The 24,366-nt window shown below is 69.8% G+C and carries 23 protein-coding genes and 1 pseudogene; 13 read left to right on the top strand and 11 right to left on the bottom strand.

Annotation, left to right across the window (positions count from 1 at the left end):
- Nucleotides 1-84: 84 nt before the first annotated feature.
- From KY500_RS05365 to KY500_RS05375, 3 genes are read left to right on the top strand one after another with little or no spacing between them, the layout of a single operon-like run.
- Entirely contained in the window at nt 85-1,302 is a 1,218-nt protein-coding gene (locus tag KY500_RS05365) for an alanine--glyoxylate aminotransferase family protein (protein WP_219902650.1), read from the top strand.
- On the top strand, nt 1,299-2,621 hold the full coding sequence (locus KY500_RS05370; RefSeq protein ID WP_219902651.1) for an allantoate amidohydrolase: 1,323 nt from the start codon (nt 1,299-1,301) through the stop codon (nt 2,619-2,621). The genes KY500_RS05365 and KY500_RS05370 overlap by 4 nt, the downstream gene beginning before the upstream one ends.
- Nucleotides 2,618-3,463, top strand: a complete 846-nt coding sequence (locus tag KY500_RS05375; protein ID WP_236900867.1) for a MurR/RpiR family transcriptional regulator — start codon at nt 2,618-2,620, stop codon at nt 3,461-3,463. Before KY500_RS05370 ends, KY500_RS05375 begins: the two co-directional genes overlap by 4 nt.
- Before the next feature lie 128 nt (nt 3,464-3,591).
- Here KY500_RS05375 and KY500_RS05380 read toward each other — a convergent pair whose 3' ends face one another.
- Nucleotides 3,592-4,344 (bottom strand): NTP transferase domain-containing protein, encoded by a 753-nt coding sequence (locus KY500_RS05380; RefSeq protein WP_219902652.1) that lies wholly within the window; start codon nt 4,342-4,344, stop codon nt 3,592-3,594.
- 171 nt (nt 4,345-4,515) lie between these two features.
- Between KY500_RS05380 and uraD the strand changes: the two genes are divergently transcribed.
- Entirely contained in the window at nt 4,516-5,067 is a 552-nt protein-coding gene (gene uraD, locus KY500_RS05385) for a 2-oxo-4-hydroxy-4-carboxy-5-ureidoimidazoline decarboxylase (RefSeq protein ID WP_219902653.1), read from the top strand.
- Complete coding sequence (uraH, locus tag KY500_RS05390; RefSeq protein ID WP_219902654.1) at nt 5,064-5,408, top strand: hydroxyisourate hydrolase; 345 nt, start codon at nt 5,064-5,066, stop codon at nt 5,406-5,408. The genes uraD and uraH overlap by 4 nt, the downstream gene beginning before the upstream one ends.
- 12 nt (nt 5,409-5,420) lie before the next feature.
- On the opposite strand, the gene KY500_RS05395 is transcribed toward uraH, so the two are convergent.
- From KY500_RS05395 to KY500_RS05410, 4 genes are all read right to left on the bottom strand, one after another.
- Nucleotides 5,421-5,951, bottom strand: a complete 531-nt coding sequence (locus KY500_RS05395; RefSeq protein WP_219902655.1) for a hypothetical protein — start codon at nt 5,949-5,951, stop codon at nt 5,421-5,423.
- A gap of 165 nt (nt 5,952-6,116) precedes the next feature.
- Nucleotides 6,117-6,383, bottom strand: coding sequence for a hypothetical protein (locus KY500_RS05400; protein WP_219902656.1), 267 nt, complete (start codon nt 6,381-6,383; stop codon nt 6,117-6,119).
- A 353-nt stretch (nt 6,384-6,736) separates the two neighbouring features.
- Nucleotides 6,737-7,462 carry an SOS response-associated peptidase gene (locus tag KY500_RS05405; protein WP_255579817.1) on the bottom strand — a complete coding sequence of 242 codons (726 nt, stop codon included), beginning with the start codon at nt 7,460-7,462 and terminating at the stop codon, nt 6,737-6,739.
- A gap of 64 nt (nt 7,463-7,526) precedes the next feature.
- Nucleotides 7,527-7,763, bottom strand: a complete 237-nt coding sequence (locus tag KY500_RS05410) for a hypothetical protein (RefSeq protein WP_219902658.1) — start codon at nt 7,761-7,763, stop codon at nt 7,527-7,529.
- A 452-nt stretch (nt 7,764-8,215) separates the two neighbouring features.
- Between KY500_RS05410 and KY500_RS05415 the strand changes: the two genes are divergently transcribed.
- Both KY500_RS05415 and KY500_RS05420 read left to right on the top strand, forming a co-directional pair.
- Nucleotides 8,216-8,665, top strand: a complete 450-nt coding sequence (locus tag KY500_RS05415) for a GNAT family N-acetyltransferase (protein WP_255579818.1) — start codon at nt 8,216-8,218, stop codon at nt 8,663-8,665.
- Nucleotides 8,666-8,697: 32 nt separating this feature from the next.
- Nucleotides 8,698-9,213, top strand: a complete 516-nt coding sequence (locus KY500_RS05420; RefSeq protein ID WP_219902659.1) for a DinB family protein — start codon at nt 8,698-8,700, stop codon at nt 9,211-9,213.
- 113 nt (nt 9,214-9,326) lie between these two features.
- On the opposite strand, the gene KY500_RS05425 is transcribed toward KY500_RS05420, so the two are convergent.
- From KY500_RS05425 to add, 4 genes are all read right to left on the bottom strand, one after another.
- Entirely contained in the window at nt 9,327-10,754 is a 1,428-nt protein-coding gene (locus KY500_RS05425) for an amidohydrolase family protein (protein ID WP_255579819.1), read from the bottom strand.
- 1 nt (nt 10,755) lies between these two features.
- Nucleotides 10,756-11,664, bottom strand: coding sequence for a factor-independent urate hydroxylase (gene pucL / locus KY500_RS05430; RefSeq protein WP_219902661.1), 909 nt, complete (start codon nt 11,662-11,664; stop codon nt 10,756-10,758).
- Between the two features lie 86 nt (nt 11,665-11,750).
- Nucleotides 11,751-13,145 (bottom strand): allantoinase AllB, encoded by a 1,395-nt coding sequence (gene allB / locus KY500_RS05435; RefSeq protein ID WP_219902662.1) that lies wholly within the window; start codon nt 13,143-13,145, stop codon nt 11,751-11,753.
- 154 nt (nt 13,146-13,299) lie between these two features.
- Nucleotides 13,300-14,331: an adenosine deaminase gene (add, locus tag KY500_RS05440; RefSeq protein ID WP_219902663.1), complete on the bottom strand. Its 1,032-nt coding sequence runs from the start codon at nt 14,329-14,331 to the stop codon at nt 13,300-13,302.
- A 329-nt stretch (nt 14,332-14,660) separates the two neighbouring features.
- Between add and KY500_RS05445 the strand changes: the two genes are divergently transcribed.
- From KY500_RS05445 to KY500_RS05470, 6 genes are all read left to right on the top strand, one after another.
- Nucleotides 14,661-15,746 carry an ABC transporter substrate-binding protein gene (locus KY500_RS05445; protein ID WP_219902664.1) on the top strand — a complete coding sequence of 362 codons (1,086 nt, stop codon included), beginning with the start codon at nt 14,661-14,663 and terminating at the stop codon, nt 15,744-15,746.
- 169 nt (nt 15,747-15,915) lie between these two features.
- Nucleotides 15,916-16,749: an ABC transporter ATP-binding protein gene (locus KY500_RS05450; protein ID WP_255579820.1), complete on the top strand. Its 834-nt coding sequence runs from the start codon at nt 15,916-15,918 to the stop codon at nt 16,747-16,749.
- The gene (locus tag KY500_RS05455) at nt 16,749-17,552 is read left to right on the top strand and encodes an ABC transporter permease (RefSeq protein WP_066594904.1); all 804 of its coding nucleotides are present in this window, start codon (nt 16,749-16,751) and stop codon (nt 17,550-17,552) included. Before KY500_RS05450 ends, KY500_RS05455 begins: the two co-directional genes overlap by 1 nt.
- Nucleotides 17,549-18,412 (top strand): ABC transporter permease, encoded by an 864-nt coding sequence (locus KY500_RS05460; protein WP_255579821.1) that lies wholly within the window; start codon nt 17,549-17,551, stop codon nt 18,410-18,412. Before KY500_RS05455 ends, KY500_RS05460 begins: the two co-directional genes overlap by 4 nt.
- 2 nt (nt 18,413-18,414) lie before the next feature.
- Nucleotides 18,415-19,617, top strand: coding sequence for an XdhC family protein (locus tag KY500_RS05465; protein ID WP_219902666.1), 1,203 nt, complete (start codon nt 18,415-18,417; stop codon nt 19,615-19,617).
- A gap of 263 nt (nt 19,618-19,880) precedes the next feature.
- The gene (locus KY500_RS05470; protein ID WP_219902667.1) at nt 19,881-20,258 is read left to right on the top strand and encodes a hypothetical protein; all 378 of its coding nucleotides are present in this window, start codon (nt 19,881-19,883) and stop codon (nt 20,256-20,258) included.
- A gap of 37 nt (nt 20,259-20,295) precedes the next feature.
- Here the strand turns inward: KY500_RS05470 and KY500_RS05475 are convergent.
- Nucleotides 20,296-23,132: pseudogene (locus KY500_RS05475) on the bottom strand (molybdopterin-dependent oxidoreductase).
- On the bottom strand, nt 23,129-24,046 hold the full coding sequence (locus KY500_RS05480) for a xanthine dehydrogenase family protein subunit M (RefSeq protein WP_219902668.1): 918 nt from the start codon (nt 24,044-24,046) through the stop codon (nt 23,129-23,131). The pseudogene KY500_RS05475 and the gene KY500_RS05480 overlap by 4 nt, the downstream one beginning before the upstream one ends.
- Nucleotides 24,047-24,366 lie beyond the last annotated feature (320 nt).

Raw genomic sequence — 24,366 nt, forward strand, 5'->3', positions numbered from 1 at the left:
GCATCTGAAACATTTGGTTCAGAATTGCCGAGGGGTGAAACAGCCATTTCCAGTCTTCCGATCAATCCGCCCTCGCGTCTGCTGATGGGCCCCGGCCCGGTGAACGCCGACCCGCGGGTGCTGCGCGCTATGTCGGCCCAACTCGTGGGCCAGTACGACCCGTCCATGACCGCGTATATGAACGAGACCATGGAGCTGTACCGGGGCGTCTTCAAGACCGCCAACGAGCAGACCGTGCTCATCGACGGCACCTCCCGGGCCGGCATCGAGGCTGCGTTGGTCTCGCTGATCAGCCCCGGTGACCGGGTGCTGGTGCCCATTTTCGGGCGCTTCGGCCATCTGCTGCGCGAGATCGCCGAACGCGCCGGCGCAGAGGTGCACGTGCGGGAGATCGAGTGGGGCACCGTTTTCACGCCCGCTCAGATCGAGCAGGCCATCCGCGAGACCAAGCCGAAGCTCTTGGCCATCGTGCACGGTGACACCTCCACCACCGTCGCCCAGCCGCTCGACGAGCTCGGCGAGATCTGCGCCAGGCACGGGGTGCTCTTCTACACCGACGTCACAGCGTCGCTGGCCGGCAACACCTTCGAGGCGGATGCCTGGGGCCTGGACGCCGTGACCGCCGGCCTGCAGAAATGCCTGGGCGGCCCCTCCGGCTCGGCCCCCGCCACCTTCTCCCCGCGTGCGGTCGAGGTGATCAATGCCCGCAAGAGCATCGAAGCGGGCATCCGCGAGGCCGGCGACGCCGTGAGCGCCCACCCGATCCGCTCCAACTACTTCGACCTGTCGATGATCTTCGACTACTGGGGACCCAAGCGGCTCAACCACCACACCGAGGCCACCACCATGCTCTACGGCGCCCGCGAATGCGCGCGGCTTCTAGTGGACGAGGGCATCGACACCGCCGTCCAGCGGCACCGGCTGCACGGCGCCGCCATGCTCGCGGGCGTGCAGGGCCTGGGCCTGGCCGTCTTCGGCGACGTGTCACACCGGATGAACAACGTCGTCGCCGTCCATATCCCCGAGGGCGTGACCGGCGACGCCGTCCGCGGCGAGCTGTTGAACGACTTCGGTATCGAGATCGGCACCTCGTTCGGCCCACTGCACGGCAAGGTGTGGCGCATCGGCACCATGGGCTACAACGCCCGCAAGGACACCGTGCTCACCACCCTGGCCGCCCTCGAGCAGGTGCTGCGCCGCTCCGGTGCCACCGTGACCGGCGGTGGCGGGGTGGGCGCCGCTTACGAGGTCTACCAGGATGCGGCCAGAGCCACATCCGTTGCGGAGGCCGGGCCAGCATGAGCGGGTCGGGGGACAGCGGGGGCGTGATCGGAAGCGAGCGCACCAGCGCGGCCACCGTGCTGGAGCGCTGCGATGAGCTGGCCGGGTATTCGAGCCTGTCGGACGGTCTGATCGAGCGGGTTTACCTCTCGCCAGAGCACACCGCGGTGAACGCCCTCGCCGCCGGCTGGATGCGGGACGCCGGCATGACCAGCTGGCAGGATGCAGCGGGTAACCAGTGCGGCCGCCTCGAGGGTGCTACGCCCGGCTTGCCCGCGTTGCTGCTCGGCTCGCACCTGGACACCGTGCCGTCGGCCGGACGGTACGACGGCATCCTCGGTGTGCTCACGGCGATCGCCGTGGTTGAACGGATCGCGTCCAGCGGCCGCAGCCTGCCGTTCGCCCTGGAGGTCGTGGCGTTCGGCGACGAGGAGGGTACTCGGTTCGGCACCGCTCTGCTGGGCAGTCGCGCCCTGGCCGGAACCTGGCTGGACGCCTGGTGGGAGCTCACCGACGAGGCCGGCACGACCCTGCACGACGCCTTCGGCGCGTTCGGCCTGGACCCGGCCGCCATCGGCGCCGCCGCCCGCACCTCGAATGACTTCATCGGCTACCTCGAGGCGCATATCGAGCAGGGCCCGGTGCTTGAGGAGCACGACCAGCCGCTCGGCATCGTCTCCTCGATCGCGGGCGCCCGACGCTTCCAGATCACCATCACCGGCAAGGCCGGTCACTCGGGCACGCCGTGGACGCACCGCCGGGACGCCCTCGCCGGGGCGAGCGAGGCGATCGTGGCCATCGAGAAGCTGGCCCGCGCCGCGGACCTGATCGCCACGGTGGGACACCTCGAGGTGTTCCCCGACGCCGTCAACGTGATCGCCGGCCGGGTCGAGTTCAGTCTCGACCTGCGCGGCCGGTTCGACGCCGACCGTGACCGGGCCTGGCAGCAGATCGAGTCCCTGCTGGAGGAGATCTGCGCGACCCGCGGCCTGCACGTCGCGGTCGACCAGACCCATGCGGCGCCCGCCGCGCACTGCAGCGACCGGCTGCGCGGGGTCATCGCCGCCGGCATCCGCGCCACGGATGCGTCGGCCGAGAACCCCGAACCGCGTGAGCTGTTGTCGATGGCGGGTCACGACGCCATGGCCGTCGCCCAGATCACCGAGATCGGCATGCTGTTCGTCCGCTGCGCCGGCGGAGTGAGCCACCACCCCGACGAGTCGGTCACCGAGGCGGACGTGGCCCGGGCCCTGGACGCCTTCGAGGTGGCTGTGCTCGACCTGGCGGCGCACCATGATGCCGGACTGCAGGCCCCCGGACGGCACGAGGCACACCCATGACCATGAACATCGGGCAGCGCATCGACGGCCGGTACGGCGAGCTGTCCCCACAGGAACAGCGCGCCGCGGACTTCATCCTCGACCACATGAGCGATCTTGCCGTGTACAACGCGTCGGAGTTGGCCCGCCTCAGCGGGGTGTCCAAGGCCACGGTCTCGCGGCTGTTCCGCCGTCTCGGTTTCCAGGACTCGGCCGAGGTGCGGGAGCACGCCAGGGCCCTCCGCAGTCTGGGGGCCCCGCTCGGCGGTCCAGGGGCATCCGCCGGTACGCCCTCGCGGCTGGCGGCGCACGCCGAGGCGGAACACGACAACCTGCGGCGCCTGCTGCTGACCCTGGAGGACGGCCGACTGGACGCCGCCGCCCGGCTGGTGCACTCCGCCCAGAACGTGGTCATCGTGGGGCTGCGCAACAGCTACCCGTTGGCCCTGCATCTGCGCCAGCAGCTTGTGCAGGCCCGCGACCACGTGCGGCTGGCGCCCTTGCCCGGGCAGTCGCTCGGCGAGGAACTCGCGGGACTCGGGCCGCGCGACGTGGTGGTGCTGATGGGCTTTCGCCGGCGGGTGGCCGGATTCGGCGACATCGTGGCCGCGATCCGCCGCCGCGACGTGCCGCTGGTGCTGATCGCGGACTCCTCGGCGCGCAAATACTCCGACCAGGCCACGCACTGGCTCGAATGCCCGGTCGACTCGGTCTCCGCATTCGACAGCTACGCCACCGCGATGAGCCTGGTGAACCTGCTCGCCACCGGAGCGATGGGGGCGCAGGTGCGCGAGAGCCGCACCCGGATCGCCGCGATCACCAGCGTGTACGAGGACCTCGACGAACTCGAAGCGCCGTGGTGACGTGCACCGGGTGAGGCCGTGGGGCCGGCGCAGCATGACCGGCCGACGGTGATGGCGTCGGCGATGGCGCCGGTGTTGGTGTCGGAGCTTCTGACGGAAGCGGGGTTCCGCTGTACGTCGCGCGGCGGTTACGCCGTTTCCGGAGTATCCACGTCGGCGCCGGTGCCCAGGTCATCACAGGGCACCGCCAGCACGCCGTGGGTCACGAGGTACGGCCGTGCGCCGGTGTCGCCGCTCAGGCTCGATCGCAGCAGCGCCCAGTGGCTGCGACCGATGACCACCGGATGCCCGGGACGGCCACCGAAGTGCGCCTGCCTGAGGGTCTGCGGCGTCACACCGCCCGCTCGAGCGGATGTGCCCGCGAACGCGATTGCGCCCTCCGGCGATGCCGCGCCCGCTGACGCAGCGCGAGTCGGTTGTGCCGAGCTAGCGCCCGTGCCCGAGGCCGCCGTGCTGGAGCTCCCCGCCACATCGATCTCGCCGATCAGTCGTGCCACTGTGGCCGCGTCGAGATCGGGAACGTCCACCGGCACCATGGCGACGGCCGTGACCGCCGGATCGGACTCCTGCAGCGCGGCCAGCCCGGCGTCCAGCGACGCCGCCAACCCGTCGGCCCAGCGGTCGGCATGCACGACGACCAGGCCGTCTGGGCTGTCGAACCGGCCGGCGGAGTCGCGCAGGAGTTCCTCGGCCTCGGCGCCGCCGGCGCCGAGAACCACCAGTACCGGATCGCAGCCTCCGGCTTCGAGTGCACGAGCAGCCCGCACCAGCCAGGACGCTCCGGTTCCGTCGACGGCCAAGGCCTTCGGCCCGCCGTACCGGGAGCCCGCGCCCGCGGCCAGGAGCAATCCCGCCACCCGGCGGTCTTTGTCGGTCTGCATGCCAGCCATGGTACGGGGTGCGCACCGGAACCCGGTCGGGTTGGCACCCGCTCATAGCTCCCGTGCGACCTCAACCCAGGCCGGCCCTGCCGTCAGTACCCGCGCTTCGATCACCCGCACCGCTCACACCGGCACCGTCCCCACCCGCACCGTTACAGCCCGGAGGCACCCATGACCACGATCCCCACCGGCGACGAGCTGCGCGACACCCTCCGGGCCTGCCTGGCGGTCGGCCGCTGGGTGGATGAGGTTGCCGGTCGGGCGCCGTTCGGCTCGGTCGCCGGCCTGCTCGAGACGGCGCGGACCGCAGCCACGCCGCTGACCCGGGCCGAGATCGACGAGGCCATGGCGGAGCATCCGCGGATCGGTGAGAAACCGCGCGGCACCTCGCGCGCCGCGGGATTCTCACGTAGTGAGCAGGCTTCGGCCGACGCGGATGACGCGGGCCTCGCCGCGGCTCTCGCGGAGGGCAACCGCGTCTACGAGGAACGGTTCGACAGGGTGTTCCTCATCCGTGCCGCCGGGCGCACGCGCCAGGAGATTCTGGCCGAACTGCACCGCCGGGTGGGCCTGGACGATGACACCGAGGCCGCCATCGTCGGCTCCGAGTTGCGGGAGATCGCCCTCATCCGTTTGGGAGTTCTGGCCGTGCAGTGGCAGGATGACTCGGTGCCCGAAACCGACGCCTCCGACTCCGCAACGCCATCGGGTGATCTCCGATGAATCCGCGCAGTCACATCACCACCCACGTGCTCGATGCCGTGACCGGACGGCCCGCCGTCGCTGTGGGTGTTCGTCTCGAACAACAGGTGAGTGACAACTGGCACGACCTGGCGTCGGCGCAGACCGACCACGACGGACGTATCGGCGACCTCGGGCCTGATGCTGTGTCGGCCGGCCGGTACCGCATCACGTTCGACACCGGAAGCTACTTCGCCGCTCGTGACCAGGCCACGTTCTACCCCCAGGTGACCATCGTCTTCGAGTTGGGCGACGAGTCTGCCCACTACCACGTGCCCCTGTTGCTGAGCCCGTTCGCGTACTCCACCTACCGCGGCAGCTGAGCCGGCGGTCGGTCAGTCCGCCGTCGCCCGGGCCGACTCATCGGCCGGAACCCGGGCCTCGAGCTTCTTCATCAGCACGGAGGCCGGCAGTAAGGCCAGCCCGAGCGGAACGATGACGTTGCGCAGCGGACTGACCACGAGGTTCAGGGCGTCGAGCGCGATGCTGGGGCGTCCCTGCGCAACGAGCGAGCTCAGCCAGCTGTCGAGGGACGCTCCCACCAACAGGCCGGCGAGGGTGAGGACGACACCCGTCCAGAACACCCCGGCGGCGGTGATGCGGGTGGCCGGATGCGCCGGTGCGATCGTTCCGCGCTCGATGAGCCGTGCCACGAAGGAGGCGGCGACCGTCCAGGTGCCCAACGGCACGAGCAGCATCACCGCGAGGTTGGCTGAGTCGAACCACCACGTGTTGACGATGGTCTGCAGCACTGCTTGATCGGAGAGGCGAAAGACCAGATCGCGGGTGAGTTGGATGAGCACGCTGGCGGCCACCAGGCCGATGCCGATCCACAGGATGGCGCGGGCTGAGAAGTTTGCAGGCATGGTGTCCGATCTGTCGAGGGAAGCTTCCGGTGAGCGGCGCTGGGAGGCAGGCGACGGATAATGGCTGACCAACAGGGGAAAGCTCAGGGGTGTGCCCGTTGGTATGCCCAACCTAGTGCCCGGGCCAGGCGGCGTCGAGCCCCAGTGGGGCTGCGGCGTCCGCCGTCACAGCTCAGGCCAGGCTGCGGCTCGGGCGCCGGCGGCGTCGATCGTGTAGTCGGGGCTCAGCAGCTTCGCGGTCGCCGGGTCAGAGCTCCAGGTCTCTGGATCGGCCAGAGCGCGGGTGCGTTGAGCGGTGGCGCTGGCGATCTTCCGGTGCGCTTTCGCCGCTGTGGCGACCGTCCAGGGTCGCCAGGGACTGGTCCCGTAGGCTCGGCCGGCGGCGACGGGGGTGCGCACGCGGGTCTGCGCCGGTCTCGGAACCGGGGTCATCCGGTTCGGTGAGGAACTGCTCGGCTGGGCTGCTCAGACGTTGACAATCGCACCGACCACCGACACTCCCACCGGCCAAAAGCGGGGTGTGGAAAAGTATCCTGATCAGCCGGCTGTGGAGCAGCGATCGCGGCAATCAGCACAGCGATCACGCCGGTGACGCCTACTGACTCGCTGACAACAAGGCCCAGGGCGCGCATCTGGCCGACAGCACGGCCGCTCGTGCGGTGCTCGGAGAACCCGAGTTCAGGATGCCGGTGCAGATCCCGGCAGAAGACGTCTCAATCGATAGTCGTGGCGGGACCATAGCGCTTCGCCGACGAGCCGGACAGGTCAGCCCCTGCAATGAGAGCCTATGCGGGGAGGGCCTGGATGAGGGTCGCATCCTGTGGATCGATGGCCCGCACGCTGTTCACCCGGCGGTCGACGAGGCGGGTGTGCAGGGTGGCGGCCACGGCCGTCGACGTGCGGTCGAGCAGGTCGATCATGGCCTGTCGTTTGGCCGTCGATTCAGCCCGGTCTGCGGTGGTGATCGACTGCGGGTTCAACCAGGTCGACCAGGTGTCGGGCTCCAGGAAGGCCGGCATCCGGTCGTGGACCTCTCCCGAGGCATCCCGGGCCTCGCGGGTCACGACGGCGAAGACCCGGGACCACTGCCCGTCGGCATCCTTCGACGCCCAGCTCACGCCCGCCGCGGCCAGCGGGCCGTCGCCGTGGATGAAGTGCGGCTGCTTCGCGCCCTTCTCCCCGGTCCACTCGTAGTAGCCGAGCATGGGCACGATGCAGCGCGCGTTGGAGAACGCGCCCACCCAGAATCGCTGGTCGAGCTTCTCCAGCCGGGCGTTGATGATCGGGCCGCGGCGGGGCTGGCCGGCCGGCTGCGGCCACTCCCAGGTCGCGAGGGTGACCTCCCTGGTGGGCGCATCCGCTCCCTCCGGAAGCCACTCGCGCACGATGGGTGCCGGGTCGGTCGGGGCGATGCTGTAGCTGGGCCGCCAGTCGCCGGCCCGCCCGCCGGCGGCCACGAAGTCTCGGATGAGATCGTCAACGTCTTCGTTCATCGCAAATCGTCCGCACATGAGGGCGAGGGTACTCCGTGGGCGCCGTGGAGTCACGCGGGCGTTCCCGCGACCACCGACCGGATCAGGACGCGGGGCTCAGCCGGGACGAGAAGCGCACCAGATAGCCGTCCGGATCCTGTACCAGGAACTGGGCGACACCGGCCCGGGTCTGGCCGGTGTCGTACCACTTGGTCTCCGGCGCCATGAAGAGCGGCCAGTCGGCGGCCGCCAGGCTGTCCACCAGTACGGAGATGGCCGGCACCATGATCTGGAAGTTGATGCCGCGGCCGAGCGGCCGCTCCAGCTCGCCGGGATCCAATTGCGTCCCGCTCCGACCTGCTCGAGCATCAGATGCGCGGTACCCGAGCGCAGGTAGGCGAAGCCCTCGAGCGGGCGGTCGTAGAGCACCTCGAAGCCGCAGAGCGTGACCCAGAAATGCAGGCTCGTGGCCAGGTCGGTCACGAGCAGCTCGGGAACGAGGTCGGGAGAGACCTCCGACGGCGGCGGCGGAGTGGCTGCGGGAGAGGTCATGCCTCCCAGTATGGCGGCGGCCACGACCGGTCCCGGCGGCGCGTCCGTGGACCCGCCGGCAGCCGTTGCACCACACTGGTGCCATGAGCGATGACAGTCCAGTTTCCGGCAGCGTCGACGGCGAGGACACCGGCACCGGCCCGGGCATCGACACGATCACGATCGACAGTGCCACGCCCGCGGACGTGGCCGCGGTGGCCGAGTTGCGCTGGCAGTGGGCTCGAGAACGAGGGCACACCCGTGGTCACGCACGAGGAGTTCCTCGAGGTGTTCGCGGACTGGGCCGGCCGCAACGAACAGACGCACCACTGCACGCTCGCCCGCCGGGGCGCAACCGTGGTGGGCATGGCCTGGCTGGCTGTGCTGCCCCGGGTGCCGAGCGCACGGGCGCTCGTGCGGGCATCCGGTGATGTGCAGAGCGTGTACGTCGTGCCGCACGAACGCAACGCGGGTATCGGCGGGCGGATGCTCGCTGCCGTTCTGGAGCGCGCCTTCACTGCCGGCCTGGAACGGGTGACCGTGCACTCCACTCCCGGGCGGTCACCGCTTACTCCCGGGCGGGGTTCGCGGCGTCCGACCGGCTGCTGCAGGCGAGCAACCACAGGTAAGCGAGCACTGTTCCCAGAACGGACGAATGGTCCCGGCACACTGGGCGCAATTGTCCGGTCGGGACACAGTCGGGTTCGCTAGATCCCGGGAATGGCCTGTGGAAGGCTGGGGGCATGACGCGCACCGACCCTCCTCACGCCGCCGACGAGCGCACGCTGCTGGACACCATGCTCGACTACGAGCGGGCAACCCTGCTGATGAAGACCGAGGGCCTGGACCGTGCGCAGCTCAACACCGCGGTGGCGCCATCGTCGCTCACCCTGGCCGGGCTGCTCAAGCACCTCGCCTATGTGGAGGACCGCTGGGTGCAGTCCAGGTTCCTCGGCCGCTCCGACGCCGAGCTGAAGCCGTGGGGAAGCGCGCCCTGGCACGAGGACCGGGACTGGGAGTTCACCAGCGCCGCCGCGGACGACCCCGAGGAACTGCGGGAGCTGTACCGGGCCGCCTGCGAACGCAGCCGCCGCGCGACGGCGAGCCGCGGCCTCGACGAGCTGGTCGCGACCCCCGGCCGCGACGGCGAGCGGTGGAGCCTGCGCTGGATCCTGCTGCACCTGATCGAGGAGACCGCCCGGCACTGCGGCCACGCCGACCTGATCCGCGAGGCGATCGACGGCACCGTCGGTGAGTAACCCGACCCTCCCGAGCGGCTGACTGGTCCCAAAACGGACAAATGGGCCCGGCGCACCGGGGCCATTTGTCCGCATGGGGACCAGTTGGGCGTGGCGGGCGCGCGGGCGCGGGGCTAGGGGGCGGTCACGCGGCGGCCGCGCACGAAGACGCCCGTGATGGCCGGCTGGCGGAGGGCCATCAGCAGGGCGAACAGGGTCTGGTCGGTGGCCATGGCCTCGTCGTCGGCGCGGATGCCGTTGGCCAGCACGGCCGCGAGCGGCTCCCATTTGTCGGGTTCGATCAGGAGGAAGTCCGCATCCTTGCCCACGTCGAGGTTGCCGTAGCGCTCCTCCATGTCGAGCGCCCGGGCGCCGGCCAGGGTGGCGGTGAACAGCAGCTCGGCGGGGCTGATCGACAGCCCGGCGTCACCCGGCTCGGATAGGTGCACCTTGAAGCAGTCGTTGAGCACCCGGCTCATCAGCCACTCGTCGCCGGCGCCGATGTCCGAGCCCAGCGCCACGTTCACGCCGAAGCCCGTGGTGCGGGTCCACGGCATGGTGCCCGAGCCGAGGAACTGCTGTGAGGTGGGGCAGTGCGCGATCGACGAGCCGGTCTCGGCCAGGCGGGACAGCTCGGCGTCCTCGCAGTGCACGGCGTGCGCCAGGATGCTGCGGCGCCCGAGCAGGCTGGACCCGCCCACCGCGGAGCCGGGCAGGAACTTCCCGTCGTAGGTGTCCAGGTAGTTCTCCACCTGGTAGATGGCTTTGACCACATCGATCTCGCCGGTCTCCGGGCGGTTGTTCTCGTTGAGGTGGCTGTGGAAGTAGACCCCGTCGCCGCGCACCCCGTCGTACAGCTCGCCGAGTGCCGCGAGGGTGTGCGGCGTGACCGAGAGACTGAACCGGGGCACGACGGCCACCTGCAACAGCGCCGTGCGCCAGTCCCCGGTGTCGCGCGCGTGCCAGCGGGAGATCTCATCGCTCACCAGATCGAGGGCGCGGGCCTCCGAGGTGACCAGGGCGTTGGCCGACTCCGGCCCGACGGTCTGGATGCCACGCCCGCTGACCAGGCGCAGCCCGGCCCGTTCGGACTCGGCGAACAGCGCGTCCTGGGCGTGCGGGAACGCCGAGCCGAACACCAGGGCGCTCGTGGTGCCGGCCGCCGTGCGCCGCCGGGTGAAGTCGCGGGCGATCGAGGCCGCGAACTCGTCGTCCTGCAGCCGCGTCTCGGCCGGGAACACGCAGTTGTCCAGCCACTCGAGCAGCTGCCCGCCGCCGTAGGCATCTGTGGAGTACGTCTGCGGAAAGTGGATGTGGGTGTCCACGAAGCCCGGCAGGATGAAGCCGCCGCGGGTGTCGGTGACCGGGAGGCTCTCGAAGCCGGCGGGCAGGTCGGCTGCCCGGCCGACCCAGGCGATGGTGCCGTCGCCGGCGGTGACCAGGGCGCCCTGCGGCAGCGACACCAGATGGGCCGGCGCCTCGGCGAGGGTGGGGGAGCCGGCGATGTGGAAGACGTGGCCGAGGTAGACCTGGCCCAGCGAGCCGGCGGGTTGAGCGCTCACGCTAGACCAGCCCGGTGTAGGAGTCCCAGGCGGGCCCAGCATCCGTGGCGTCATCGTGCAGGACGGATGCTTGGATGAGCCCGTACGGCCGGTCGGCGGCGTGGTAGACCTCGTTGTTGTTCTCCACGCCGAACGGCGAGAGGTCGTAGAGGAAGTGGTGTTTGTTGGGCGCGGACAGCCGGATCTCGGCGATGTTCGGGTAGGCTTCGAGTACCGCCTGGCCCATCTTGTAGAGCGTCTGCTGCAGGGCCAGGGAGTGCACCACGGCGAACTGGGTCTTCAGGATCGCCGCGATGCCCGCATAGGTGGCCTCCCAGTCGACGTCGGTGTGGTCGGTGAAGCGCCAGCCGGCCGTGAGCGACGTGGCCATCACCCGGTCGTTGGTGGGCTGCAGTAGCGTGTACGGGTCCTGCATGAAGCCGGAGAACTCCGACCCGGTGGACTTGAGCAGGATGAGGTCCTTGAGCCCGCCGACGACCCAGATCTGCTGTGTGTCGCCGGTGCCCTCCACGGAGATCGCCGCCGTGCGCACCTCCTGGCCGCAGCGCACCCAGGTGTGGTCGTGCTCGGTGCCGTCCACGACCACACGTTCCCAGGCGAACTCCTCGATCTCCACCCGGGAACCCGCGACCGAGCTGATGTGGTCGACGAAGTGGGTGGCGAGGTCGAGGCCATAGCTCTCGATCGAGAGCAGGCCCTTCTCCTTGGCGAAGGAGTAGGCGGTCTGCTTCTGGGTGTCGGTGGGCAGCACCTGCAGCTGGTCACCGGCCAGGTGCGCGTCGTCGAAGTTGCCGTGCAGTGCCGTGGAGACGCTGATGTCGTGGATCTCGTGGCGGGGCGTGTCGCGGTAGATGCGCACGATGCGGTTCTCCGCCTTGCCGTAGCGGTTGGGTCCGAGAACGATCGACATGAGGGCTCCTTCTAATGCGTGATGCGGGCGTGATGCGGTGTCCGGGTCGTGCGGGTCGTGCGGGTCGTGCGGGGCGTGCGGGTCTGTCAGCGGGCGCGCACCAGCGCGCCTGCCGGGGTCTGCGGTGATGAGTGAGGGGAGACGCCGGCGTCGTCGAACGCGTAAATCACGTCGCCGGTCAGCCAGGTGGTGTGCACCCGGCCGAACAGGCTCGCACCGTCGAAGGCGCTCACCCGGTTCTTGTGCCGCAGGGCGTCGACCCGCACGGTGAACGTGTCGTCCGGCGCGAACGCGACGAGGTCGGCGGCCGTGCCGACATCGATCGCGCCGGCGGGCAGACCGGCGAAGCGGGCGGTGGCCGCCGCCATCCAGTGCAGCACCCGGTCGAGGCCGATACCGCGCTCCCGTGCCGCCGTCCACACGGCGGGCAGGCTCAGTTGCAGCCCGGAGATGCCGCCCCAGGCCAGACCGAAGTCGCCGTCGTGGCCGAGCTTGAGTTCCCGGGTGGCCGGTGAGTGGTCGGAGGCGATGAAGTCGATGACGCCGTCATCCAGGCCTTGCCAGAGCAGGTCCCGGTTGCCGGCACCGCGGATGGGCGGGCAGCACTTGAACGCGGTGGCACCGTCGGCGATGGTCTCGGCGGCGAAGCTGAGGTAGTGCGGGCAGGTCTCCACGCTGATCGGCAGGCCCTCGGCGCGGGCGGCCGCAAGCCTGGGCAGCACACGCGCCGAGGACAGGTGCAGGATGTGGGCACGCACGCCGGTGCGCCGTACGACGTCGATCACCCGGGCGATCGCGGCGTCCTCTGCCGCATCCGGACGGCTGGCGACGAAGTCGAGGTAGCCCGTGCCGCCGGCATTCTGGCTGCGTTCGAGCACGGCGGGGTCCTCGGCGTGCACCACAAGCAGGCCGCCGAAGCCGGCGATCTCGGTGCCGGCCGCCAGGAGCTCGGCGGGGGAGAGGTGTGGGAACTCGTCGACGCCGGAGGGGGAGAGAAAGGCCTTGAAGCCGAAAACACCCGCGTCGTGCAGCGGCTCCAGCGAGCCGAGGTTACCGGGGATAGCGCCGCCCCAGAAGCCCACGTTGACGCTGGCCTGGGGCGCCGCTGCCCGGCGCTTGAGTTCGAGCGCCGCCACGGTCGTGGTGGGCGGGATGCTGTTCAGGGGCATGTCGATGATGGTGGTCACGCCGCCGGCGGCTGCGGCGAGGGTGGCACTCGCGAAGCCCTCCCAGTCGGTGCGGCCGGGCTCGTTGACGTGCACGTGGGTGTCGACGATGCCCGGCTGCAACACCTGACCGGGCGGGAGGGTGACGTCCCGCACGGCCTCGAGCGGGGCGTCCACGGGCTCGATGGCGCGGATGACGCCGCCGGTGATCGCCACGGCCGCCGGCACGAAACCCGGCACAGAACGCGGCACCGACCCCGGACCGCCACCCTGCGCGGTGAGCACTCGATCCGAGCGGATGACCAGGTCGTACATCGGGTTCTCCTTCTCGGTTCGACAGCGTCTCCGGGCCTCGTTCGAGGCCTCTTCTGTCACCCTAGTGAACTCGTTCAGGCCTCGTTCCGGGGTTCTGAAACCTGTCGGACACACGACGTGAGGCGTCGATGAAACACCGACGGAACGCGCGGCCCTATGCCGTCGGGTACCCTGCGACGTAGTCGTCGATGGACGCCAGGTAGGCCGCCTTCTCGTCTTCGGTCAGCCACGACGCCTGGAAGGAGTTCTTGGCCAGAAGCACCAGCTCGTCGGTGCTGAGGCCGGCCTTCTCGGCCAGCGCCAGGTAATTGTCGGCCACGTAGGCTCCGAAGTAGGCCGGGTCGTCGGAATTCACCGTCACCAAAACGCCGAAGTTCATCAGAGCCACCATCTCCACGGCCTTCATGTCGGCGGTGACGAAGCTGTTCGACACCGGGCAGCAGGTGAGGCCGAGTCCCCGCTCCCGCACCAGGGTGACCAGCTCCGGGTTCTGAACGATGTTGGTGCCGTGGTCGATGCGGTCCACCTGGATGTCTTCGAGAACCTGGCGGATGTTCTCGATGCTGCCGACCTGGTCGATGTCGCAGTGCATGGTCAGCTTGAGGCCGTTCTCCCGGGCGAGCGCGAAGACGGCATTGAACTTCGCCGGCGGGTTGTCCCGCTCGTCAGAGTCGAGGCCCACCCCGATGAACCTGTCCTTGTAGGGGAGCGCGGCCGTCAACGTCTCCAGCGCGCTCTCTGCGGAGAAATCGCGCAGGAAGCAGAGGATGAGCTCGGCGGAAATCCCGACCGCGGCGGCATCCTGCGCGGCCCGGTGGTAGCCCACGATCACGGTCTCGATCGGCACGCCCCGGGAGGTGTGTGCCTGCGGGTCGAAGAACGCCTCCACCCGGCGCACCCCGTCGGCGGCGGCGCGGCGGAAGTAGGCCGTGGCGAGATCGTAGAAGTCATCTTCGGTGACCAGGACGTCCATCGCCGGGTAGTACACGCCCAGGAAGCTCGCGAGCGAGTCGAACTCGTAGGTGGCCCGCACCTGCTCCACCGTGCTCTGGCCGATGTCCACTCCGTTGCGGCGGGCCAGCGCGAGCTTGAGCTCGGGTTCGAGGGTGCCCTCGAGGTGCAGGTGCAGCTCGGCCTTGGGCAGGCCGGAGACGAACGCGGAGGTCGGTACGATAGCGGAAGACATTGGGGTTCCTTTCGGGGTGGACTCCGTGACGCTATCACGCCAGGGTTCCGGCCCGGCCCGAGGGAGATTCCGACGTTTCACCCCGGCATTTCAGCCGTAATGAGCCGGAAATGTTTCGGTCTTCGGCGCGTCACACTCAGCAATTAGTGTTCGAGTCATCCGAACATGTGTTGCAGCGGATGCGGCGTGCTGAAACACCGCAATCACACCAGCAGCATCAGCATCACCATCCACCCACACAGCACGCAGTCAGTATCCGGGCATCCCGCCCCCAGCACGCCGTTGAGTTCCACGGCAACCCCCCGAGCACCATCGAGAGGAACCGCGTCATGACGCAAGCCCCGCTTTCCCCGTTCACCCGCCGCTCTGTCAAGCGCCTCGGTCAGGGTGTGGCTGTCGCCGCCGCCCTCACCCTGCTGCTCACCTCCTGCGCGAGCGACGCCGGCTCCGACTCGGCTTCCGGCGAGGACGCCTCCTTCGGTGACGCGAGCATCCAGCTCTCCTGGATCAAGAACACCGAGTTCATGGGCGAGTTCGTCGCCGACGACGCCGGGTACTTCACCGACTTGGGCTTCGACTCCGTCGACCTGGTTCCCGGCCCGGCATCGGCCGAGGCCGGCGTCATCTCCGGCAACGTCGACCTGGGCATCGGCAACGCGATCTCCACCGGCACCGTCATCGCCGAGGAGGGCGCCCCGCTGAAGATCATCGGCGCGACGTACCAGAAGAACCCGTTCACCATCCTCTCGCTCAAGGGCGTCGGCAACATCGCCAGCCTGGCCGACCTCAAGGGCAAGACCATCGGTGTGCAGGCCAGCAACCAGAGCCTGTGGGACGCGTTCCTCAAGGTGAACGAGATCGACCCGTCCACCATCACCGTGGTGCCGGTGGAGTACGACCCGACCCCGCTGTTCAACGGCGAGGTCGACGGATGGTTCGCGTACCTCACCAACGAGTCGATCGACGCCGAGCTGGCCGGTCTCGACCCGGTCAACCTGCCGCTGGCCGACAACGGCCTGCCGTTCGTCGCCGAGACCTTCACGGCCTCAGACGACGCGATCGCCAACGACCGCGAGAAGCTCAAGGCCCTCCTGGTCGCCGAGATCAAGGGCTGGTCCGACGCGATCAACGACCCCACCGCCGCGGCGACCCTCACTGTCGACACCTACGGCAAGGACCTCGGCCTGACCATGGAGAAGGAAACCCGCCAGGCGGAGATCCAGGCCACCGACCTCGTCGTCAGCGACGACACCGCGGCCAACGGACTCTTCACCATCAGCGACGCCCTGCAGAAGGAATCCCTCAAAACGCTGAAAGCCGCGGGCATCGACATCGACGCCAAGTCGCTGTTCGACCTGAGCCTGCTCGCCGAGGTCTACAAGGAGAACCCCGACCTCGTCAAGTACAGCAAGTAGGCTCCGCACCAGTCAGTACCGCAGCACCTCACCCGCTGCACGCAACCGGCACCAACTCGCTAGTCGCACCACCACTCGGCATCATTGCGGCACCCGTCTCCTGGAGGCGGGTGCCGTCGGCGATACTGGGTATCCGGTCCCCGACGACGCCCAGTAAGGAATGTACGACGTGAGTACGATCGACACCGGCCCGGCGGCCACCACTTCGGCCACCACCTCGGGAACCGGACTGCACATCTCTGAGCTCCACAAGACCTTCTCGGTCGGTCGCAAGGAGGTTGTCGCGCTCGACAACGCCAACCTGCACACCGACAAGGGCAGTTTCCTGTCCCTGCTCGGCCCCTCCGGCTGCGGCAAATCCACCATCTTGCGCATCCTGGCCGGCCTGGAGAACCCCACCAGCGGCACCACGCGCGTCGACGGCAAGAGCCCCGCCGAGCTCCGCAGCGGCCACGAGCTGGGCATCGCGTTCCAGGACTCCGCCCTGCTGCCGTGGCGGAGCGTGCGCAGCAACATCAAACTTCCCTTCGAGGTCGCCCGGATGCCGGTCGACGAGGACTACGTCACCGAACTCATCCAGCTCGTGGGCCTCACGGGCTTCGAGAAGGCCAAGCCAGCCCAGCTGTCCGGCGGGATGCGCCAGCGCGTCTCGATCGCCCGCTCCCTGGTGCTCAAGCCCTCGGTGCTGCTCCTCGACGAGCCCTTCGGCGCCCTCGACGACATGACCAGACAGCGCCTCAACGTGGAGCTTCTGCGCATCTGGACGGAGAAGCCCGCGACGACCCTCATGGTCACGCACGGCATCTCCGAGGCCATCTTCCTCTCCGACCAGGTGGCCGTGATGAGCCCGCGGCCCGGCCGTGTCAAAGAGGTCATCGAGATCGACCTGCCCCGCCCGCGCCTGCCCGAGATGATGCGCACGCCGGAGTTCCACGCCCTGCACGACCGGGCTTCCGAACTGCTCTTCGGCGCCGACACCGCCGCGGCTTCCGGAGCGCACTGATGCCGGTCACCCGTGGCCTGCCCGGTTGGGCCACCGGCCTGATCGGTATCGTCGTCGTCGTGGCCCTCTGGTGGGTCAGCGCCCTGACGATCTTCCAGAACGCCGGATCCGTGCCCGGCGGGGCCATTCCCACCCCGGCCGATGTCGTGACGCAGTTCGTCAACGACGGCCTGGGCTTCTACTGGCCGCACATCACCATGACCCTCAGCGAGGCCGCCCTCGGCTTCCTCTGGGGAAACGGGCTGGCGTTGATCCTGGCCGGCCTGGTGCTGATCGTGCCGCGCATCGAGAAGATCGCCCTGCAGATCGCCGTGATCACTTACTGCGTGCCCATCGTGGCGATCGGGCCCATCGCCTACATCGTCATCGGGCCGCCCCGGGGCGACCCGTCCGGCACCGCCGTCTTCCTGGCTGCCCTGTCGGTGTTCTTCACCACTGTGGTCGGCTCCCTTGTGGGGCTCAAGGCGGCCGACCAGGCCAGCCTCGACCTGGTCAGCGTGTACGGCGGCACCAAGTTCACCCAGCTGCGGAAGGTCAGGCTGATCGCCGGCACCCCCAGCGTGCTCAACGCCCTGCAGATCGCGGCCCCGGCCGCCCTGCTCGGCGCGATCCTCGGCGAGTACCTCGGCGGCGCCGAGCGCGGACTCGGCCTGGCCATGCTCGCGGCCGGTAACGCCGCCAACGTGGAACGGGTCTGGAGCCTCGCGCTGGTCGCGGGCCTCCTGGCCGGTATCGGTTACCTGCTCTTCGCCGTGATCTCCCGTTTCGCCACCCCCTGGACCACCGGACGGAGCAGCTCGTGAGCGCCCAGACCCTCGTCACCGGCCAGCCGGCCGTGCTGACCAAGACCACCGGCGCGCAGGCCCGCGGCCTCGGCGCCTACCTCGGCCGTGCCCTCGGCACGGGCGTGCTCACCCTCGTGATCGTCCTGGCCGCCTGGCAGGGCCTGATCCTGCTGCTGGGCATCTCCCCGTTCATCGCCAAGGGCCCGGCGGATGTCTTCAACTGGCTGTTCACGGTCCCAGCGGCCGCCGAGAACCGGGTGCTGATCCTCACGAACCTCGGGGTCACCCTCACCGACGCCTTCCTGGGTTTCGTCGCCGGCATCCTGGTGGCGCTGGTCCTCGCGACACTGTTCACGCTGTCGAAGGGGATCGAGCACGCTCTCATGCCCATCGCGCTGCTGCTGCGCAGCGTGCCGCTCGTGGCCTTCGTCCCGGTACTGATCCTCATCACCGGTCGCGGCCCGTCGATCGCCGTGGTCACCGGAGCGATCGTCGTGCTCTTCCCGGCCCTGGTGAACATCGCCTTCGGCCTGCGCTCGGCGTCCCCGCAGGTGAGCGACGTCATCGCCGTGTACGGCGGCACCCCGTTCACCGCGCTGCGCAAGGTGGCGCTGCCCAGCTCGTTGCCGTCGTTCTTCGCGGCCATCAAGATCTCGATCCCCGGCGCCATCACGGGCGCCCTGCTGGCCGAGTGGCTCGCCACCGGCCAGGGCCTCGGCTACGGTATCGTCGTGGCGGTCTCCCAGGTGAAGAACTTCGAGGTCTGGTCGTCTGTGGTGGTCATCACCATCGTGTCGATGGTGCTCTACGGCGTGGCGCAGTTCGCCGAGAACCTGGTGCTGCGACGGATGGGCATGGACCAGAGCGCAGGCAGCTAGCCGTGCTCGAGATCGCCGGCGAGCTGCTCGAGGCCCTGGCCCACGGACACCGGGTGGCCGTCGCGACGGTCACCCGGGTTCTCGGCAGCGCGCCACGCACCCTCGGCACGGCCATGGCCGTCACCGACGCCGGCGCCGTGATCGGCAGCATCTCCGGCGGCTGTGTCGAGGGAGCCATCTTCGAGAGCGCCCAGGAGGTGCTCTCCGATGGCCGTGGCCGCCTGACCGAATTCGGCGTCACCGACGACGACGCCTTCGCCGTAGGGCTGAGTTGCGGCGGCACCGTCGAGGTGTTCCTCACCGAGTTCGCCCCCGCGGGCCGGCGGAACGCCCTCGCCGGCGCCGCACGTGCCCAGCTCGCCCGTGCCACGGCCGGCCGGGCCGCAGGCCTGGCCCTCGTCGTGTCCGGAGCCGGAGCCGGCCGTATCCTGGTGCCGAACGGACCGGCCGGTCCCGGCACCGACGGGGATGCCGGCAGCCTGGAGGACGCGGGAGCGGCGGCGGACGGCCCTGACGCTGCCGGGGCGGCCCTGAAGGTGGATGACTCTGACGCCGCGGAGGCGGGCCTGGATCCGGACGCCGAGCGCCGCATCCGTGCCGAGCTCGACGCTCGCATCACGCGGGGCGAGACCGACCTCGGCACCGTTGACTGCGACGGCGTGCAGAGCCGGGTGCTGTACCTGGTGGCGGCGACACCGCCGCGCTGCCTGATCTTCGGCGCTGTGGACTTCGCCGCCGCGCTGTCCGCGGCCGCGAGCCTGCTGGGCTACCGGGTCACGGTGTGTGACGCCCGCGCCGTGTTCGCGACCCCCGAACGTTTTCCGGCCGCGGCCGAGGTCGTGGTCGAATGGCCCAGCGACTACCTGGCCCGCACCGACACCGACGCGCGCACCGTGGTCTGCGTGCTCACCCACGACGAGAAGTTCGACCTGCCGCTGCTCGAGACGGCGCTGGGCCTGGACGTGGCCTACGTGGGCGCCATGGGTTCACGGCGCAGCCACGACCGCCGGATGTTGCGCCTGCGCGAGGCCGGCGTCGCCGAGCCCGACCTGGCCCGGCTGCACTCGCCCATCGGGCTGGACCTGGGCGCCAGCAGCCCGGAGGAGACCGCGGTGTCGATCGTCGCCGAGATCCTCGCCGCCCGATCGGGCGCCACCGGGCTGCCCCTGCGCGACCTGCCGGGACCGATTCACCCGGTGTCCTGACCTCCGACGGCCACACCCGTCGATGTGCTGGACTCGCTCATCGCCTCCGCCCTGACCAGCGGTTTCGTTCCAGCCCTCACCCCATTCGGGGGACGAAACGGGTTCGAAGGCGCACTAGCGTGATCGACGAGCCCAGTGAATGGAGGAAGCGAAATGACCAACACACGACAGGCAACCGGCACCACGACCGGGGCCGCCACCGCCCAGAGCTACAGCGCCGACACCGAGGTATCGGGCTGGACCGGCTGGATCGTCTTCGCCGGATGCTGATGATGGGCGCGTTCCACGTCATCCAGGGCCTCGTTGCCCTGTTCCAGGACACCTACTATCTGGTCGGCAGTGAGGGCCTGGTGGTGCAGGTCGACTACACGACGTGGGGATGGGTCCACACCATCCTCGGAGCCGTCGTGATCCTCGCCGGCGTGGCCTTGTTGGCCGGGCAGATGTGGGCGCGCGTCGTCGCGATCATCCTCGCCTTCGCCAGCGCCCTGGTGAACATCGCCTTCCTCGGCGCCTACCCGCTCTGGTCGATCACCATGATCGCCATCGACGTGCTGGTTATCTGGGCGGTCTCGGTGCACGGCAAGGAAATGAAGGCGGTCTCGGCGGGCCCGAGCCGCGCCACCTCCGACGTGGAGTGACCCACCGGCCACTGGCTCCAGGTCCCTCCCTGCAGGCCTATCCCTGTCGGGCCGGGGCCTGGAGAGCGGGGCGGTTCACCAGACGCCACACCCTGTCGCGCGACATCGGGAGTTCATACGAACGAATCCCGATGGCGTCGCGCACCGCGTTGGCCAGGGCCGGCGCCACCGGGTTGTAGGGCGATTCGCTCATCGACTTGGCGCCGTACGGCCCCAGGTCGTCGGCGGTGTCGGCGAAGTAGACCTCGGTCACGGGCAGGTCGGCCAGTTGCGGCACGTGGTAGTTGCGCAGCACCCGGGTGGTCACGGTGCCGGCGCCGTCGAGGATGAGTTCCTCGAAGAGCGCGGTACCGATCGCCTGGGCGACGCCACCTTCGACCTGTCCGCGGCATTGCTCCGGGTTCATCACGAAGCCGGCATCGGCGGTCTGGATCGACTGCAGCATCCGTACCTCGCCGGTGTCGGTGTTCACGGCCACCCTGAAGGCGTGCACGTTGAACGCCAGTGAACGGCGGGCGCCGTCCTCCCGGCCGATGGCGGTGAGGCCATCGGGTCCGGCCAGCTCGGTCAGGGGCACGAACAGCTCGCCGGAGCGGAGGCCGTCGGCCTCGAGCGTGAACGACTCCGCGGCGGCGCCCGTGCGCTCGGCAGCCAGGCCACGCAGCCGGGCGAGAAGGGTGGTCGCTGCGCCGTGCACGGCCTTGCCGGCTACGACAACGCCGGCCGAGCCGAACGCTCCGGTGTCGTAGCCGGCGGCATCCGTGTCGGACTGCCGGATCTCGATCCGGTCCGGAGCTGTGTTGAGCGCGGTCGCGGCGATCTGGGTGTGCACGGTGCTGGTGCCGTTGCCGAACTCGGAGGTACCCACCCGCACGATGTAGCGCGCGTCGGCACCGAGTGTGATGGCCGCCTGGGAGTAATGTCCGCGCGGGGAGTCGTGGCGATCATGGAGGAGGCCATGCCTTCGCCCACCCGCCAGGAGGCACCGGTCGGCGCGGTCATACCGTTGCCGCGGGCCAGGGCTGCCTGGGCCAGATCGAGGCACTGGTCGAGCCCGTAGCTGGCGAAGCCGATGTCATCACCCTCCTCGTGGGTCACCACAAGCGGGTCGCCGGGGCGCACCGAGTTGATCCTGCGCAGGTCGAACGGGTTGATGTCCAGCTCGCGGGCGAGCTCGTCGAGCGCGCTCTCGATGCCGTAGATCACCTGGCCGAGACCGTAGCCGCGGAAGGCGCCCGACGGCGGGTTGTTCGTGTACACGGCCTGGGCGTCCACCCGTTTGTTGGGCACGTTGTACAGGGCGACGGACTCGCTGGTGCCGTGGAACATGACGCCGGGGGCATGGTTGCCGTACGAGCCGGTATCGGAGAGCACCTCGATCGCCAGAGCCGTGAGCCGGCCGTCGCTGGTCGCGCCCAGGGTGACGCCGACCCGCATGGGGTGGCGGGCGGGGGATGCGGCGAGTTCGTCGGTGCGGGTGAACTCGTACTGCACCGGACGATTGGTCTTCAGCACCGCGAGGGTCACCACGTCTTCGGTGAGGATCTCCTGCTTGCCGCCGAACCCGCCGCCGACGCGCGCGGTGAAGACCCGCACGGCCTCGAGGTCGAGTCCGAAGATGTGGCTGATCTCCTTCTGCACGAGGAACGGCACCTGCGAGCTGGTGCGAAGCACCAGCCGCTCGTCCTCCAGCCAACCGATCGTGGCGTGCGTCTCCAGTTGGGTGTGGGCGACGCGTTGAGTCTGCCAGGTACCGGTGACCACGGTGTCAGCGGCGGCGAGACCCGCGGCGACATCGCCGTACTCGCCGTGCAGCTCGGCCACGAGGTTGCGGCCCGGGTCGGCGACCCTGCTGTTCACGGGATCCTTGTCGCCGTGCACAAGCGGGGCGCCGGGCGCGAGGGCCTCGGCCGGGTCGAAGACCGGCGGCAGCTCCTCGTACTCCACCACGAGCAGCCGGCAGGCGTGTTCGGCGATCGCCACCGAGTCGGCGACCACAGCCGCGACGCGCTGACCGCGGTGCCGCATGACGGTGTCGAAGACCAGGCTGTCGTCGGGGTCGTCGAGCCGGCTCTCGTGCCGGGCGGAGGAGTAGAGGGTGCCGGGGTCGTCGGCGTGGCTGAGCACGGCGTGCACGCCGGGCAGGGCACGGGCGGCGCTGTCGTCGATGGAGAGCACCCTGGCGTGAGCGTGGGGGCTGCGCAACACGCTGAGGTGCAGCAGGCCGGGCACAGCCACGTCGAGGGTGTACGGCTCCTGACCGCTCACCACCCGGGCCGCGGCGGGCGCGCGCAACGACCCGCCGACCTGGCCGTCGGTGGCGGAAGTACGGGGGGTGCGGGGCGTGGTGGTTCGCACCGGGCCGAGGCCGGTGACCGGCGTCTTCGTCGGGTGGGCCGCATCCACCGCGTGGTCGTTGTGCTCGTGCTCGCAGCCGTCGGCCGGGGTATGCCGGTCGCGGATGGCGTCGTCGATGGCCCGATAGCCCGTGCACCGGCAGAGGTTGCCCTTGAGCAGGCGCGGCAGGTCGTGCAGCTGATGGTCCTGGATGGTCGAGGCCGTCACGACCATGCCCGGTGTGCAGAAGCCGCACTGGAAGCCGGCGGCGTCGATGAAACGCTGCTGGATCGGGGCGAGGTGGTCGGGGCGGCCAATGCCCGTGGCCGTCGTGACTTCACGGCCCTCGGCCCGGTAAGCCGGGTAGATACAGGAGTGCACCGGGGTGCCGTCGACGAGCACCGAGCATGCGCCGCAGTCGCCCGTGTCGCAGCCCTTCTTGACCTCGAAGTGCTCCTGCTCGCGCAGGTAGGTGCGGAGAACCTGGCCGGCTGCGGCCGGGGCGTCGAGCGGGACGCCGTTCACGCTGAGCTTCATGCGTGGCTCCCGTCCGGGGTGTCTGTGTCTGTGTCTTTGTCTGTGTCTGTGTCGATTCGGGCGTCCGTGCGGATGCCGGTGCCGGTGGGCGGGGTGGGCCGGTGGGCCGGACCGGCCAGTTCCTGCCGGATTTCCTCGCCGAGCAGTCCGCTCACGGCGCGGCGCCAGTCGGCGGCGCCGTGGGCATCCGTGAACCAGGCGTCGATGCCGGCGATGTCCGCGGCGAGCACGGCCGGGTCGGGCGGTTGCGGGTAGCGCAGCTGCACCGGGCGCACGGTGCCGCCCGTCACGGTGAGCACGAAGGCACCGTCGGCGTCGAGCCGGCCCATGAGCACGGCCCCGGAGCGGCCGAGTGGCGACAGCGCGATCTTGCGGTAGGCGGTGCGGGAGGTCAGGGTCGCGGCCGGCAGGTGGATCGAGCGCAGCACGTCGCCGGGAGCGAGCACGTTGGTGGTGTTGCCGGTGACGAAGTCGAGGGCGGGCATCCACTCGTCGCTGCCGTCGGCGCGCCAGATCAGCACTCGGGCGTCCAGTGCGGCGGTGAGACAGATCATCGGGCCGGCCGGCAGCGAGGTGCAGAGGTTGCCGCCGACGGTGGCGACGTTCCAGACCTTGAACGACCCGAACAGGGCGGTGCAGGCCTGGTGGAAGACCGGGTGGGCGGTCCAGCCGGGCTCGGCGGGCATGCGGGAGAGGTCGGCGAGCGTGCAGGTGGCGGCGATCTCCAGACCCTCGGGGGTGACGGTGAGGGGCGGCCAGCCCATGGTGTGCAGGTCGACGAGTCCGGTGAGGTGGATGCGCGGGTCGGCGAAGAGCTCGGAGCCGCCCGCCAGCGGGACGACGGACGGGCCCAGCAGGGCCAGGTCCGACCGGGTGCGAGCCGGAGTGATGGTCGCAACGGTGGTCAGGTCCATCCGTGCCTCCTCTGTACGAGATGCCCTGCGCGAACCGCTCTCTGCGAGCGGCCCCTGGGGAGCCGGTCGGTGAGAGCGTTTCGGTGCGAGCTGGTTTGTGCGGGATGCGGGCATCCGGTGTTCGGTATCGCCTCGGGGCAGCACCGTACGGCTCCCATTTCTGGTGCCGACACCCCTAGTCAAGCGCAGCTTTGTGTCGGCGATGTTAACCGCGCCAGTGCCGCCCAGCGAATGCCCAGTTTTGCGGCATGATCGGCACCGAACTGTTCCCCGTCCGGACAAGTGCACCCGGTGTGCCGGCACCACTTGTCCGCTTCGGG

Origin of the sequence: Cryobacterium sp. PAMC25264, from assembly GCF_019443325.1 — a bacterium.
GTDB lineage: Bacteria > Actinomycetota > Actinomycetes > Actinomycetales > Microbacteriaceae > Cryobacterium.

Coding starts and splice junctions, on each gene's coding strand:
- KY500_RS05365 (WP_219902650.1), top strand. CDS start 85: ATGGGCCCCGGCCCGGTGAACGCCGACCCGCGGGTGCTGCGCGCTATG.
- KY500_RS05370 (WP_219902651.1), top strand. CDS start 1,299: ATGAGCGGGTCGGGGGACAGCGGGGGCGTGATCGGAAGCGAGCGCACC.
- KY500_RS05375 (WP_236900867.1), top strand. CDS start 2,618: ATGACCATGAACATCGGGCAGCGCATCGACGGCCGGTACGGCGAGCTG.
- KY500_RS05380 (WP_219902652.1), bottom strand. CDS start 4,344: ATGCAGACCGACAAAGACCGCCGGGTGGCGGGATTGCTCCTGGCCGCG.
- uraD (WP_219902653.1), top strand. CDS start 4,516: ATGACCACGATCCCCACCGGCGACGAGCTGCGCGACACCCTCCGGGCC.
- uraH (WP_219902654.1), top strand. CDS start 5,064: ATGAATCCGCGCAGTCACATCACCACCCACGTGCTCGATGCCGTGACC.
- KY500_RS05395 (WP_219902655.1), bottom strand. CDS start 5,951: ATGCCTGCAAACTTCTCAGCCCGCGCCATCCTGTGGATCGGCATCGGC.
- KY500_RS05400 (WP_219902656.1), bottom strand. CDS start 6,383: ATGACCCCGGTTCCGAGACCGGCGCAGACCCGCGTGCGCACCCCCGTC.
- KY500_RS05405 (WP_255579817.1), bottom strand. CDS start 7,462: ATGTGCGGACGATTTGCGATGAACGAAGACGTTGACGATCTCATCCGA.
- KY500_RS05420 (WP_219902659.1), top strand. CDS start 8,698: ATGACGCGCACCGACCCTCCTCACGCCGCCGACGAGCGCACGCTGCTG.
- pucL (WP_219902661.1), bottom strand. CDS start 11,664: ATGTCGATCGTTCTCGGACCCAACCGCTACGGCAAGGCGGAGAACCGC.
- allB (WP_219902662.1), bottom strand. CDS start 13,145: ATGTACGACCTGGTCATCCGCTCGGATCGAGTGCTCACCGCGCAGGGT.
- add (WP_219902663.1), bottom strand. CDS start 14,331: ATGTCTTCCGCTATCGTACCGACCTCCGCGTTCGTCTCCGGCCTGCCC.
- KY500_RS05445 (WP_219902664.1), top strand. CDS start 14,661: ATGACGCAAGCCCCGCTTTCCCCGTTCACCCGCCGCTCTGTCAAGCGC.
- KY500_RS05455 (WP_066594904.1), top strand. CDS start 16,749: ATGCCGGTCACCCGTGGCCTGCCCGGTTGGGCCACCGGCCTGATCGGT.
- KY500_RS05470 (WP_219902667.1), top strand. CDS start 19,881: ATGCTGATGATGGGCGCGTTCCACGTCATCCAGGGCCTCGTTGCCCTG.
- KY500_RS05480 (WP_219902668.1), bottom strand. CDS start 24,046: ATGGACCTGACCACCGTTGCGACCATCACTCCGGCTCGCACCCGGTCG.